The sequence below is a fragment of the Rhizobium sp. WYCCWR10014 genome, from assembly GCF_001657485.1.
Taxonomy (GTDB): domain Bacteria; phylum Pseudomonadota; class Alphaproteobacteria; order Rhizobiales; family Rhizobiaceae; genus Rhizobium.
In genome coordinates, this window is sequence record NZ_LXFU01000046.1 from 109,393 (window position 1) to 122,546 (window position 13,154).

Genomic DNA, 13,154 nt, shown 5'->3' on the forward strand with positions numbered 1-13,154 from the left:
ACCCGATGGGCATGAAATCAAGATTGTTCGCGAGCGCGGCTTTTCCGTTGCTTTCTCTTTCGCTGGCTCTACAGCCGGCAACGGCGATGGCGGCCGTGCGCGACGTCACGACGCAGGCTTCGGCCGTGCGGCAAGCCGAGCAGGGCAGCTTCGAGGTGGCGCAGGATGCGCCTTCCGAAGAGGAGTTGCTGAAGAAGAAGCGCAAGCAGCAGGAGGAAGCCCCGGCCGAACAGGCGCCGGCCGCCGAGAAGCCGGCGCAGCAGGAAGCGCCGGCCGAAAAGCCGAAGGCTGAGCGCAAGGAAGCTCCGGCGCCCGAACCCAAGGCAGCGCCGGAGGCGCCCAAGGCCGAAGCAGCGCCGAAAGAGGAGCCTGCTCCGCAGCCGGAAAGCAAGCCCGCGCGGAAAGCCAAATCGGAAGCCCGGCCCGAGGCAAAGCCGGAGGCCGAGCAGCCGGTAACCCAGGAAAAGCCGAAAAAGCCGAAAAAGCAGGAAACGCAGCAGGCCGAGCCCGAACAGCAGCCGGCAGCAAAGGAAGCTCAGCCGGAAGCCGAGCAGGCGCAGCCCGAAGCCAAACCGGAAGGCGGTAAGCGGGAGAAAGGGCAGGACAAGGCCCAGGGCCGGGATAAAGGCAAGGGCAAGGCCGAGAAAGAAGCTCAGCCTGCCGCTCCCGAGGCCGTGACGCCGACTGCGGAACAGGCCAAGCCCGAAGCCACGCCTGAGGCAAAACCCGCCGCCGAGGCGCCGGCCGAGAAAAAGCCGGCAAAGGGTGAGACTGCAGCCCCTGCAGAAAAGGCACCCACAGACAAAGCAATCGAAGGCAAGGCAACCGAAGGCAAGGCGACCGAGGACAAGGCGGCGGCACCGGAAGCCGTGCCCGCCGAAAAGCCCAAGGATGGCACGGCAGCAAAGCCTGCCGGTGAACAGCCCGCCGGCGCACAGCCAACCGCTCCCGCAACTGACACTGCCCAGCCACTGCCGGATGCCAGCGGCGGCCAGCAGGTTGAGCAGGCTATTCCGGCACCGGAAAAGGCTTCGCCCGAGGAGCTGGAGCGCCGCAAGAAGATCGCCGCAGATCCGGCCAAGAGCAGCGAGACCGTCGTGCTGCCCGTGGAGAACGGTGCGGCCGTGCTCGACAGCGACAAGGATGCGGACCGCAGCAAGGGCCGGGAAGGCCGCCGCGACCGCGACAGGCAGCGCGCCGACAGTCAGGAGGTGAAGGTGCCGACCTCGGATGCCGATGCACAGGCCGCCACCGGCGGAAAGGCGCCGGCGCCGGTCAAGCTTGAGGCTGTGACGCGCGAGAAGGGCAGGAAGCTCGACGAGCGGCCGCAATTCGTCCGTCCGGACGGCGCGCGCTTCGACGACCGTGGGAGCGACGACAGCCGTGTGATCATCCAGTACGACAACAGGACGATCGTGCGCGGCGACGACGACAGACGTTTCCTGCGCGACGGCGAACGGCCGAGCTACGAAGAGCTGTCCGGCGACCGCTACCGCGAGACGATCACGCGGCCGGAAGGCTATCGCATCGTGACGATCCGCAACCGTTACGGCGACATCATCCAGCGGTCGCGCGTCGATGCCCGCGGACGCGAGAGCGTGCTCTATTATTCGCAGGATCTCTATGACGATCCCGACCGCGACTATTTCGAGGATCCGGGCGCCGACCTGCCGCCGATGCGGCTGCGCGTACCGCTCAGCGACTACATCATCGACACCCGCAGCGACCCGAACCGGGACTATTACGAGTTCCTGAGCGAGCCGCCCGTCGAGCCGGTCGAGCGCGTCTATTCGCTGGATGAGGTGAAGTATTCGGCCCGTATCCGCGACAAGGTGCGTCGCATCGACCTCGACACGATCACCTTCGCGACCGGCAGCGCCGATATCCCGATGACCCAGGCGCGCACCTTGCGCAAGGTCGCCGACGCGATCAGCCAGGTGCTCGAGAAGGATCCGAGTGAAACCTTCCTGATCGAGGGTCATACCGATGCTGTCGGCTCAGACCAGAGCAACCTGATCCTGTCCGACCAGCGGGCGGAATCGGTCGCCAACGTGCTCTCCGACGTCTACGGCATCGCGCCGGAGAACCTGGCGACGCAGGGCTATGGTGAGAGCTACCTGAAGGTCAACACGTCGGCCCCTGAGCAGGAAAACCGCCGCGTCACCATTCGCCGCGTCACGGCACTGGTCCGCCCGGTCGCTGCCAACAAGTAACGATGTTGCCCCTCCCCATTTCCGGGGAGGGGCATTTCGGTCTTGCTTCTTCTTTCCAAGTGGCTTGAAGGATGGTTGAGAAGTGCGGCTCGCTCTTCTCCCCGGCGGGGCGGTGCCGGCAGGAGAGCGGATTGTCGTCGATCATCGAGGCATCGCGACGCCTTTAGCGCCTATGCGGGGCTGCCGACGCCACCTATCTTTGAATTCATACTGCCGTATAAGTTCACGATGCTTCTCAGCCCACCGTGTCTCCGGTACTTTTAAGGAAAAAGTGCATTTTTTGGGTATCAATTGGAACGCTAATTCTGTCATCCGGGCCAACGCGCGATGACGCGTCGATTTGGGCAGTAAAGGCCGCTGACCCGACCTTGCCGATCGCCAGTGTATATGGACCGAGGGGCTCGATATCGGCGACCTGAAGGCTCACCGTTGAAACGTTGGGATCCCTAACCATAGTATGCTCCGGTCGGATTCCGAGAACCACCGATTGTCCCACTGCCGCCGAAAGGCGCTCGGCTTTTTGCGTAGGAACTGCGATGTCGACGTCACCTTCAGCTTGGAAGGCAATTCCACCGGAGTTTTGCACAAGTCGCCCCTCGATGAAATTCATGCTTGGCGAGCCGATGAAGGCAGCGACAAACAGATTCTTCGGGGATTCATAAAGGGTGATCGGATCAGCGGCCTGCTCGATCCGCCCTTGATTCATAACCACGACCCGATCTGCCATCGTCATCGCCTCTACCTGATCGTGTGTAACGTACACGATCGTGGTTTTGAGCCTGCGGTGTAACAGCTTGATTTCTGTTCGCATTTCAATGCGCAATTTAGCGTCGAGGTTGGACAGTGGTTCGTCGAACAGGAACACATCCGGCTGACGAACGATCGCCCGGCCAATCGCCACACGTTGGCGTTGGCCACCTGAGAGCGCATTCGGCTTGCGTTTCAAATAGGCACCGAGATTGAGAATGCGCGCCGCATTTGCAACGGCGGCATCGATGTCCTGCTTCGGCGTTCCGCGCACCTTCATGCCGTAGCCGATGTTTTCGGCGACTGTCATATGCGGATAGAGCGCGTAATTCTGAAACACCATCGAGCAGTTGCGCAAACCCGGGCGCAGCGTAGTTACGTCCCGCTCGCCGATACGGATTTCCCCTGATGTCGTCTGTTCCAGACCCGCGATCATCCGCAGGGTGGTTGTCTTCCCGCAGCCGGAAGGCCCGACAAGAACCACGAATTCCTTGTCGGCAATTGCCAAATCGAGCGGAGGAATGACCTCAACGCTACCAAAGGATTTGGTGACCTGATCCAAACGCACCTGGGACATGCTGTAACCTTTTCATGAGAATTCCATCGCCTGGCCCAGCGCATCGGCCCGAAAATCGGAATCGAATTTTCGGAAAACACGATGCGTAGATTCAAAGTGTTAGAGCGTCCTTTGTGCGTCCGAAAGGATGCATGGCGCTCTAAGCGGCGATGGTTTGCTTCTTCTTCGAACGATGTCTAATCCCATCCCGGCACCGCCGGGATGGGATGTTGAGGACAGGTTTACTTCGCAGGCAAACCCATCGACGAACGATAGGCTGCCAGTTGCTTGTCGCGGCCGAACTCGTCCGTCAGCTTGTTCCATCCGGCAGCCACGGTATCCAGCGCCTGCTGCGGCGTCACCTCTCCAGCCAATGCCTTGGAAAGCTCGATTTCGAGAATTTCCGTATAGGAGAAATAGCCCGGCAGGCGCATGTCGAGCGCCGTGTTCTTGGCGGTCACCGCGTCCTTCTGGCTTCCAAGATATTCCTTGGCCTCACGCTCGGAAAAGATCTTCGACCACAACGCTGTATTTGTCGTATGCGAAAGACGATAAGGATTGACGCCTGTGCCGCCGGTGATCGCCGCCTGACCGGAAACCGCCGGGCTGGTCAGGAACTGGATATAGTTCCAGGCCGCCTCCTGGTTCTTGGAAGACGACGGAACAGCCGCCTGCCAACCGCCGAAGGCCATGAAGGAAGTCTGGACGACCTCGGGCTGCTTGTCCCATTTTTTGGTCTTGTAGTTCCAGATCTCATCCGAGCCCGGCAGCGATGCCGAACCGACATTGCCGGCGACCTTGGACTGCTTCGGGTCGGCAGCGATGACGCCGGTATCGCCCCAGCCGATCGATTCCGCGACCTGGCCACCGGCAAAGGCCGCGTTCACTTCGCCGAACGAGAAGTTCAGCGCATTTGGCGGTGCGAGCTTGGAGGCGCGGATATATTCCTCAAGGCCGCGCACCCAGCCCGGATTGTTGACCTGCGCATCCATCGTATCCGGATCGAAGAACATGCCGCCCGGATTGTCGGGATGGCTGGTGTAGCCGGCAACATGGCTGAACAGGAACCAGAATTGCTGGCCACCACGGCGGAAGGCTTCCGCCGTGCCCCAGAGGCCCTTGTCCGGCTGCTGGAAGAATTCAGCGATGTCGAGATACTGCTTCCATGTCTTCGGCGGGGCCAGATCGTAGCCATACTTCGCCTTGAAGGCGCTCTGGTTTTCCGCGTTTTCAAACAGATCAATGCGGTAGGTATAGGTGTGGGCATCACCGTCCATGGTCTGCGACAGGACCTTGCCGTTCCAGACCATCAGTTGCTCGCGGTAAACCGGGGCGATGTCCTCCCAGTCGGCACCCGATTGCATATTCTTCGGCATTTCCGAAAGAAAGTCGGTGAAGTCCGGTGCCCAGGCTGGTGCGAAGGCGACCACGTCGAACGTGTCTTCGCCCGAGGTCAGCGAGGTTACGATCTTGGGATAGAGTTCCGACCACGGAAATTCCACCACATTCACCTTGCCGCAGGTCTTTTCCTCCCAGCCCTTGGCCGCGAGTTGCAGCGCAGAAGCGATGTAAGGCCCCGTCTGCGTCGTGGCAGTGAGCGTGACACCGGTGTAATCAGGTTCGCACGCGAGCGCCGATGTGACGCCCGCCGCAGCAAGCAGTCCTGCGGCCGTTGAACTCAATAGCAATCTTCTCATGTTTTCCTCCCCGGAATTGAACAATGACTAGGCTTGTCGAACGGTCACTTTATTGCTCCTAAAAGCAGGCCAGACCGCATCAGCCTGCTCAAAATGCCCGCCATGACGACCATGGGTATGATCGCGACCAGGGCGGCTGCCGATATCGACCACCACTCGTCGCCGCGCTGGCTGTTTTGGCCTGCGACGAGAATGGGAAGGGTCTGCCATTTGGAACTGGTCAGGAAGAGTGCGAACAGGAACTCGTTCCAGACGAAGGCGAGCGTGATCATGAATGTCGCGATCAAGCCCGGCTTGGACATGGGCAGGACGATACCGAAGAAAATTCTCCACGACGGCACATTGTCGACCATCGCCGCCTCTTCGACTTCAACCGGCAGTGCCGCAAAGAAATCGCGCATCAGCCAGATCACGATCGGCAGCGAGAAGGCGACATAGGCGAAGGTGAGGCCTGTATAGGTGTCAACCAGCTTGAACCCCAACTTGCCCATTTCCGAATACATCAGGAACAAGGCAAAGGCGGCGACGATCGGCGGAAACATGCGCTGGCTCACAAACCAGAATACGATATCGTCATTGCCGAGGAGTGGCCCTGGAAGCTTCATTCGGCTGGAGCCGATGGCGAGCGCAAGCGCTGCAACAAAGGCAAAGATCAGCGAAATAGCCTGCCCGTAGCCCAGCACATGACGGCCGAGCAGATATCCGCCGAAGGCAACAACGACGAAAATCACACCGGACAGCAACTTGACCTCGAAGGTGAAGCGCACCAGCGCATAGGCTGCCATGGATCCAATGAAGGTGGCCAGCACCGATGCGGAAAGCCCGATGATCGTCGAGGCGATGAAGGTGTTGTAGAACTGGCCGCGCGCGCCCGACAGAAGCTCGCTCCAGGCTGTCAGCGTCGGGTCGAAGTCGACAAATGGAATATAGGTCGGCCCGCCGACGACCCCAAGCGGCGACTTGAACGAGGTGATCGCGACCCAGTAAAGCGGAAAGAAGGTGAAGGCCAGCCAGAGCAGGCAGCCTGCGAGCGCCCACCAGCGGCCGGATCCTTTGAGGTCACGCACGCTCATTTGTGCTTCTCCAGATAGGGCTTCAGGATGGCGAGATAGACGAGCCCGATCACGGTGATGACGATCAAGAACAGGAAGGATAGGGCGGAGGTGTAGCCAAGGTTGAACTTCTTGAAGCCCTCCTGATACGCGAACAAGGTGAGCGTTTCGGTCGAAATGCCAGGCCCTCCGCCTGTCATGACGAACACCGTGTCGATGATCTTGTAGCTCTCGATGAGGCGGATGAAGACCACAGCCACCGAAATCGGAAGCATCATCGGGAAAGTGATCCCCCAGAACTGCTGCCAGGGGCTGGCATTTTCAAGCGCGGCAGCCTCGTAGACGTCCTCCGGCAGGGTTTGCAGCCCGGCAAGGAGCATCAGGATGACGAAGGGTGTCCACTGCCACACTTCGACAGAAATGATGGCGCCGATAGCCCATCTGGTCTGCGTCAGAAACGGCAGATTGGGAAAGCCGAAGGCGGTCATCAACTCATTGAGCGGGCCCATCGTCGGATTGAGGATCTGGCGGGCAATAAGTGCAACGGCCACGGGCGCCACTAGCATTGGCACCAGGAAGCTGACCCGGAACAAACCTTCGCCGGGCACCCGACGGCTGAGCGCCAGCGCCACGGAAAAACCGATGACATACTGCAGCGTCACTGCGACAAAAGCGATGATCGTCGTCGTCCAGGTGACACTCCAGAAGCGCGGATTCTGAAGCAATTCCGTATAGTTGCCGAAGCCGACGAAATGCGCGGGGATCGGCGGGACGAGCCGCAGGCTCATGAAGCTGGTGGTCAGCGAATAGATCAGCGGGAAGATCGAGATCACCAGCACGATCAGCAAGGCCGGCCAGATGAAGAAATGTTTGATCGGATCGTTGCGGGTCATGCCGCGCCTCCTTTCTGCAGAAGCGCCTCGATTTCCTCGATCTTCGGCATTGCGGGCGCGGTACCCCGCCGCGTCACCGCAATACCGGCGGTGGCGCAGCCGAAACGTACCGCCTCGACCGGACTAGCGCCCCGCGAGAGCGCTGCCGAGAAGCCACCGACAAATGCGTCGCCGGCGCCGGTGGTATCGATGACCGCTCCCGACGAGACCGCCGGAACATGAACCGATTGCCCGGCCGTATGATAGAGCACACCGCGACCACCCAGTGTGATCAGCGCGGCTTTCACGCCCTTGGCAAGAAAGGCGTCGCCAGCCCGTCTGGCGTCGTCAAGCGTGTCGAGCGGAAAACCGACGATGGCCGCCGCTTCGGTCTCATTTGGCACGATATAGTCGCAGAGCGGATAGATCGTCTCCGGAAACGGCTCGGCCGGCGCTGGATTGAAAACAGTGGTGACGCCGGCCGCATGGGCGATTTCGAGGGCGCGCTGCGCCGCTTCAGCCGGTTGCTCGAGCTGGGTCACGAAAACGGCCGATTGCTCGATGGTTTCGCGTGCCGCCTCAACATCACCAACCCCGATGGTGCCTGCGGCACCTGGATAGACGATAATCGCATTGTCGCCATTACCGTCATTGACGTAAATGAAGGCGGCGCCGGTCGGCATATCGTCCATCTGTACAACCTTCGGCGTCACGCCTGCTTCCGCATAGGTCTTCAGCGCCATGTCGCCGAACGTGTCGCGGCCGATCTTCGAGATGAAGGAGACTGTTCCACCGGCGCGGGCAGCAGCGACAGCCTGGTTGGATCCCTTGCCGCCCGGGCCCACTGCAAAACCGGTCCCGGTGATGGTCTCGCCAACGTTTGGCATGCGCTTGGCCAGATAGGCCGTGTCGGCGACGAAAATCCCGAGGATCGAAACACCCACCTTCATTTCGTTTCCCCTCAAACGGTTTCCGGCGGAATCACGCCTTTGGTGAACAGGAAGCAGCCGTAAAAGCGGTTTTCGCCGGTGGTGATGACGCAATAGGCCTTTTTGGCCTCCTCATAGAAGGCGAAACGCTCGATGCCATACAGCGGCGCCGGCTTGCCCTCGGCGCCGTCGACAACGGCCTGGACTTCCTGCTGCACGGGAGGGATCTCGTCCGGCGCGCCCATGATTTCCATTCGCCCGGCAGACGGCTGCAGCGGCGTATCCAGCGGCATTACCGAAAGAATAGCTTCGATGGCGCGGGCAGAGGACACATTGTCGATCCGCAACAGCTTGCCGAGCACCGTTTGCCGGGCAATCGAATCCGAAGGAAAATTGGTGTCGGAAACGACGACCGTGTCGCCATGTCCCATGGACCGGAGCGCGTGCAGCACATCCGCATTCAGCGCCGGATCGATATTCTTCAGCATGGAAATCCTCCCTTAGTTGCACCATTTCACAGCACCTCGTGCCGCAAAACAGAGCCCGATAACCGCAGCTCCGTTACAGCTCTGCGATTCCCTCAAATTCCGTTGTTCTCGCCTGCCGGTGCGGTTCTCCTCCCGCCCGGATGACCAGAGTTGGAGCCCTTATTCTCCGTAGGGGATCCAGATATTCTTCACATCCACAGCGCGGCGAAGGTATAGCGCGCCTTCGCCAGCGGCTCTGTCCATCCAGTCCGTCGCCTTGCCATTGTCCACGAAGGTTCGCTTGAGATTGCCCGAAGACAGCTTCTCCACCGTCGTCGAAAGTTCCGTCGAGCCAAAGGCCCACAACGCATCAACATCATTGTGCGCGGCAAGGATCTTTGCCAGTTCGATCGCCGACCCGGTGACGATATTGACGACACCGGCAGGCAGATCCGACGTTTCAAGGACGGAATAGAAATCCGTGGCCGAAAGCGGGAAGGGCTCACTCGGCACCACGACGACACGATTGCCGGTGGCAATCAACGGCGCAGCCATACTGATAAAGCCGAGCAGCGGCGCTTCCGGCGGGCAAATGACGCCAACAACGCCGATGGCTTCCGGCATGGCCAGGGCAACGCCGCGAAGCGGCGGCTGGTGAATGCCGCCTTCATACTTGTCCGCCCAGGCTGCGTAGGTGAAGAGACGGGAAATCGCGGCGTCGACCTCGGCATTTGCATTGGCTGCGGAAGCTCCGGTCATCGCTGTTATCCGCGAGGCGAACTCGTCGGCGCGGCCACTGAGGTTTTCGGCGATGTAATAGAGAATCTGGGCGCGGTTATGCGTGGTCGCATTCGACCAGGCGGAGGCCGCCTGTGCGGCAACCACAGCATTGCGGATGTCCTTGCGGTTGCCTTCGCCGACCTCGCCGATCGCCTTGCCCTTGGGTGAGGCGATGACACGGGAATAATTGCCGTCCGGGCGCGCCTGCTTGCCGCCGATGAAGAGCTTTGCCGTCCGGTCGATGCTTGGCAGGGCAAAATCGCCGGCAACCGGCTTTACTTGCGAAAATGCGGGCATTGCTGCGCGCGCCTTGCGACCGACCCAAGCCTTCGGTTTCAGATATTCGTAGCAACCTTCGCGTCCGCCTTCGCGGCCGAATCCGGATTCGCGCTTGCCGCCAAAACCGACGGCGGCGTCGAAGAGATTGGTGGCATTCACCCAGACCACGCCGGCTGCGAGCTTTGCCGCAACGTTCAGCGCCAAGCCGATCGTCTCGCTCCAGACGCTGGCGGCGAGGCCGTAGCGGGTGTGATTGGCAAGCTGGATAGCTTCTTCCGGTGTGCGGAAAGTCATGGAGACCGCAACCGGCCCGAAGATTTCCTCGGTCGCGACGATCGATGTCGGCTGCACGCCGCTGAGAAGCGTCGGCGGGTAGAAGCTGCCGCCCTTCGGCAGGTCGATCTTGGCCTGATGCAGTGTCGCGCCTTCTGAAACTCCCTTTTTCACCAGCGCTTCGATACGCGTCAACTGCACGGGCGCGATGATCGCACCCATATCGATGCACTTGTCCAAAGGCTGACCGACCCGCAATGTCTCCATCCGGCGCTTCAGCCGCTCGTGGAAAAGATCGGCAATGCCTTCCTGGACCAGAAGCCGCGAACCGGCGCAGCAGACCTGTCCCTGGTTGAACCAGATCGCGTCGACCACGCCTTCCACGGCGCCGTCGATATCGGCGTCGTCAAAAACCACGAAAGGTGACTTGCCGCCGAGTTCCAGCGTCAACGATTTGCCGCTACCTGCGGTACGCTCGCGAATAACGCGTCCGACTTCGGTCGATCCGGTAAAGGCAATTTTGTCGATATCCTCATGCCCGACGAGCAGTGCGCCTGTTTCGCCTTCTCCCGTCACGATATTGAGCACGCCCGGCGGAAGGCCCGCCGCGGATGCCAGTTCGGCAAAGAGAAGCGCCGTCAGCGAGGTGAATTCGGCAGGCTTCAGGATGACGGTGTTGCCGAGCGCCAAAGCCGGCGCCACTTTCCAGGCCAGCATCAGGAAGGGGAAATTCCACGGGATGATCTGGCCGACGACGCCGACCGGCACATGATCGGCAAATTCCGTGTCCTGGATTTGCGCCCATCCGGCGTGATGATAGAAATGACGGGCCGCCAGTGGCACGTCGAGATCGCGGGTTTCGCGAATCGGCTTGCCGTTGTCGATAGCCTCGACCACTGCAATCAGACGCGCATGGCGCTGGATCATCCGGGCAAGCGCATAGAGATGGCGCGCCCGCGCGTGGCCCGGCAGTCGCGCCCATGACGCCTGTGCCTTGCGGGCCGCAGCAACTGCGTTGTCCACATCCGCCGCGCCGCCGTTCGCGAGCTTCGCCAGGACCTTGCCTGTGGCCGGCTCGAACGTGTCGAAGTGCTTTCCCGACGCGGAGGGCACGAATGCGCCATTGATGAAGTGGCCGAAACCGGAAGCGTGGCGCGCCAGCCAGTCGCGAGCTTCGATATCGGATTCAGGGGCAGGGCCGTAGGACATTTCGTCGAAATACTTTGCAACAGTCATCTGGATCATCCAATCGGGTGTCTGGTGAGGGCCGAATAGGCACCGGTGACGTGATGCTCCAACTGCCGCTCGATATCCGCAAGCAAGCTTGATGCACCGATGCGGAAGAGATCGGACTCCAGCCACTCGCGCCCCAGTTCGTCTTTCATCAGGAACTGGTAGTTCAACACATCCTTCGCCGCGGAAATGCCACCGGCCGGCTTGTAGCCGATCTTGACACCGGTGCGCTCCTGATAGGCGCGGATCGCCCGCAGCATGGTCAATGTCACGGCCAGCGTCGCATTGACCCCCTCCTTGCCGGTCGAGGTCTTGATGAAGTCGGCTCCCGCCATCATGCAGACCAGCGAGGCCCTGGTGACATTGCGGAGCGTCTTCAGGTCGCCGGTCGCCAGAATGGCTTTGACATGCGCATCACCGCAGGCGGCGCGATATTCTTTCATTTCCTCGTAGAGTGCTGTCCAGTTGCCGGTCAGCACATGCTCGCGGGTAATGACGATGTCGATTTCCTTCGCGCCATCGGCAACCGACGCCTCGATTTCCTTGACCTTGAGGTGGTGCGGGCTGAGGCCGGCGGGGAAACCGGTCGAAACCGCGGCGACCGGAATGCCGGAATCCCCGAGCGCCTCGACGGCCGTTGCAACAAAACGATGATAGACGCAGATGGCGCCGGTGGTGATCGAACGGCCGCTCATGCCAAGCGAATCCAGAATGTCGGCGCGTATCGGATTCATCGCCTTCGCGCATAACCGCTTGACGCGCTCGGGAGTATCGTCGCCGTTCAGCGTGGTCAGGTCGATGCAGGTCACCGCCTTCAGGAGCCAAGCCGCCTGTGCGTCTTTCTTGACAGTCCGGCGTCCGGGAAGCGAGGCTACGCGGCGCTCGGTGGCAGAGAGGTTGACCCGGGTGTCAAGCACCCACGACAGATCGAGTTCCATACCGGTATTGCGCGGCCGGTTATGGGTGCCGTCCGGCAATCGCGAAGGGCCTCCATGATGCGCCGCGTTTGCCGCATTGTGAACAGCAACGGTTTCCAAATAGAATCCTCCCGGTCAGAGAGTGAAGGTCCTTTTGCACGCAACAGAAGGTTCACTACTGGCTCAATGTGATTTTTTTTTCATTGTTTGTGAGGTTTGCATCACTGTGCAGCCGCGTCAAGTTTAGATTTCGACAGACGGAGAAAAAAGCGGTTTTCTCAGTCAAAATCGTTCATACCGTTTTCGGTGATGACCACATCGAACGACTTCATGTCGCTGAAAAAGGCTGGCTTCAGCTTGCCGATTTTGCTGGTGTCGGCGAGAAGAATATTCTTTCGTGCGCGGGACATTGCCTTTTTCTTGATCTCCGCTTCGTGAAAATGCGCGCAGGTCGCGCCACGCCGGGCATCGACACCGGCTGCAGAAAGAAATGCCACGTTGATCACAAGCTGATCGAGCATTTCCAACCCCGAGGCACCGGAAAAGCTCGCCGATGCCGGGTGGTAAAGACCACCGAGCATAACAAGGCGAACGTTGGGTTTTCGCGTCAGACGATCGGCGACATTCATGGCGTAACAGATCGCCGTTATGTGAATCTGGTCTGGGAGAAGATCGACCAGATAGGGCAAGGTGGTGCCGCAATCGAAAAACACCGTATCGTCATGATGAATGTAATCAATGGCTTGTGTGCAAACTTGCCGTTTTGCAGCGGCATGACTGTCGGCTGCCTTGGAAATTTCATAGGGATCGTTTTCCGCTTCGACAGCCGCAACGATGTGGCCGCCGAGAAATGCGAACTGGCCTGCATTGGCGCTGACATCACGCCGAACCGTCATCTCCGAGACGCCCAGGATCTCGGCAGCATTCTTGATATGCAGAATGCGATGTTGTGAAAGGGCCTCGGATAAGACTGCGATGCGCCGGCCCCTGCGACTATCCATATCGCATGTCTCCCTTATCGTTCACACTGGAATAGTGTTCTGATGAAAATTTAACAAGGGACTGCCTTTCCCATCCAGTTTGTCCCTCGAACTACGAGTCGGCATTTGCGCCGAGCTACAGATTCTGCACCAGGCGGT

At 60.2% G+C, this 13,154-nt stretch carries 10 protein-coding genes; 1 reads left to right on the top strand and 9 read right to left on the bottom strand.

Annotated elements, in window-relative coordinates; genetic code table 11:
* Positions 1-5 precede the first annotated feature (5 nt).
* The gene (locus A6U98_RS25725) at positions 6-2,213 is read left to right on the top strand and encodes an OmpA family protein (RefSeq protein WP_064653831.1); all 2,208 of its coding nucleotides are present in this window, start codon (positions 6-8) and stop codon (positions 2,211-2,213) included.
* 235 nt (positions 2,214-2,448) lie between these two features.
* Here A6U98_RS25725 and ugpC read toward each other — a convergent pair whose 3' ends face one another.
* From ugpC to A6U98_RS25770, 9 genes are all read right to left on the bottom strand, one after another.
* A complete protein-coding gene (ugpC, locus tag A6U98_RS25730; protein ID WP_064653832.1) occupies positions 2,449-3,537 on the bottom strand; it encodes a sn-glycerol-3-phosphate ABC transporter ATP-binding protein UgpC in 1,089 nt (362 codons plus the stop codon).
* 221 nt (positions 3,538-3,758) lie between these two features.
* Complete coding sequence (locus A6U98_RS25735) at positions 3,759-5,213, bottom strand: extracellular solute-binding protein (RefSeq protein WP_064653833.1); 1,455 nt, start codon at positions 5,211-5,213, stop codon at positions 3,759-3,761.
* A 44-nt stretch (positions 5,214-5,257) separates the two neighbouring features.
* Positions 5,258-6,286, bottom strand: a complete 1,029-nt coding sequence (locus A6U98_RS25740) for a carbohydrate ABC transporter permease (protein ID WP_064653834.1) — start codon at positions 6,284-6,286, stop codon at positions 5,258-5,260.
* Positions 6,283-7,158 carry a sugar ABC transporter permease gene (locus A6U98_RS25745; RefSeq protein ID WP_064653835.1) on the bottom strand — a complete coding sequence of 292 codons (876 nt, stop codon included), beginning with the start codon at positions 7,156-7,158 and terminating at the stop codon, positions 6,283-6,285. Before A6U98_RS25745 ends, A6U98_RS25740 begins: the two co-directional genes overlap by 4 nt.
* Entirely contained in the window at positions 7,155-8,087 is a 933-nt protein-coding gene (gene rbsK, locus A6U98_RS25750; RefSeq protein WP_064653836.1) for a ribokinase, read from the bottom strand. The genes A6U98_RS25745 and rbsK overlap by 4 nt, the downstream gene beginning before the upstream one ends.
* An 11-nt stretch (positions 8,088-8,098) precedes the next feature.
* Entirely contained in the window at positions 8,099-8,554 is a 456-nt protein-coding gene (locus tag A6U98_RS25755) for an RbsD/FucU family protein (RefSeq protein WP_064653837.1), read from the bottom strand.
* A gap of 159 nt (positions 8,555-8,713) precedes the next feature.
* The gene (locus A6U98_RS25760; RefSeq protein WP_064653838.1) at positions 8,714-11,101 is read right to left on the bottom strand and encodes an aldehyde dehydrogenase family protein; all 2,388 of its coding nucleotides are present in this window, start codon (positions 11,099-11,101) and stop codon (positions 8,714-8,716) included.
* A gap of 5 nt (positions 11,102-11,106) precedes the next feature.
* A complete protein-coding gene (deoC, locus tag A6U98_RS25765; protein WP_064653839.1) occupies positions 11,107-12,135 on the bottom strand; it encodes a deoxyribose-phosphate aldolase in 1,029 nt (342 codons plus the stop codon).
* 158 nt (positions 12,136-12,293) lie between these two features.
* Positions 12,294-13,016: a DeoR family transcriptional regulator gene (locus A6U98_RS25770; RefSeq protein WP_064653840.1), complete on the bottom strand. Its 723-nt coding sequence runs from the start codon at positions 13,014-13,016 to the stop codon at positions 12,294-12,296.
* Between the last annotated feature and the right edge of the window lie 138 nt (positions 13,017-13,154).

Coding starts and splice junctions, on each gene's coding strand:
- A6U98_RS25725 (WP_064653831.1), top strand. CDS start 6: ATGGGCATGAAATCAAGATTGTTCGCGAGCGCGGCTTTTCCGTTGCTT.
- ugpC (WP_064653832.1), bottom strand. CDS start 3,537: ATGTCCCAGGTGCGTTTGGATCAGGTCACCAAATCCTTTGGTAGCGTT.
- A6U98_RS25735 (WP_064653833.1), bottom strand. CDS start 5,213: ATGAGAAGATTGCTATTGAGTTCAACGGCCGCAGGACTGCTTGCTGCG.
- A6U98_RS25740 (WP_064653834.1), bottom strand. CDS start 6,286: ATGAGCGTGCGTGACCTCAAAGGATCCGGCCGCTGGTGGGCGCTCGCA.
- A6U98_RS25745 (WP_064653835.1), bottom strand. CDS start 7,158: ATGACCCGCAACGATCCGATCAAACATTTCTTCATCTGGCCGGCCTTG.
- rbsK (WP_064653836.1), bottom strand. CDS start 8,087: ATGAAGGTGGGTGTTTCGATCCTCGGGATTTTCGTCGCCGACACGGCC.
- A6U98_RS25755 (WP_064653837.1), bottom strand. CDS start 8,554: ATGCTGAAGAATATCGATCCGGCGCTGAATGCGGATGTGCTGCACGCG.
- A6U98_RS25760 (WP_064653838.1), bottom strand. CDS start 11,101: ATGACTGTTGCAAAGTATTTCGACGAAATGTCCTACGGCCCTGCCCCT.
- A6U98_RS25770 (WP_064653840.1), bottom strand. CDS start 13,016: ATGGATAGTCGCAGGGGCCGGCGCATCGCAGTCTTATCCGAGGCCCTT.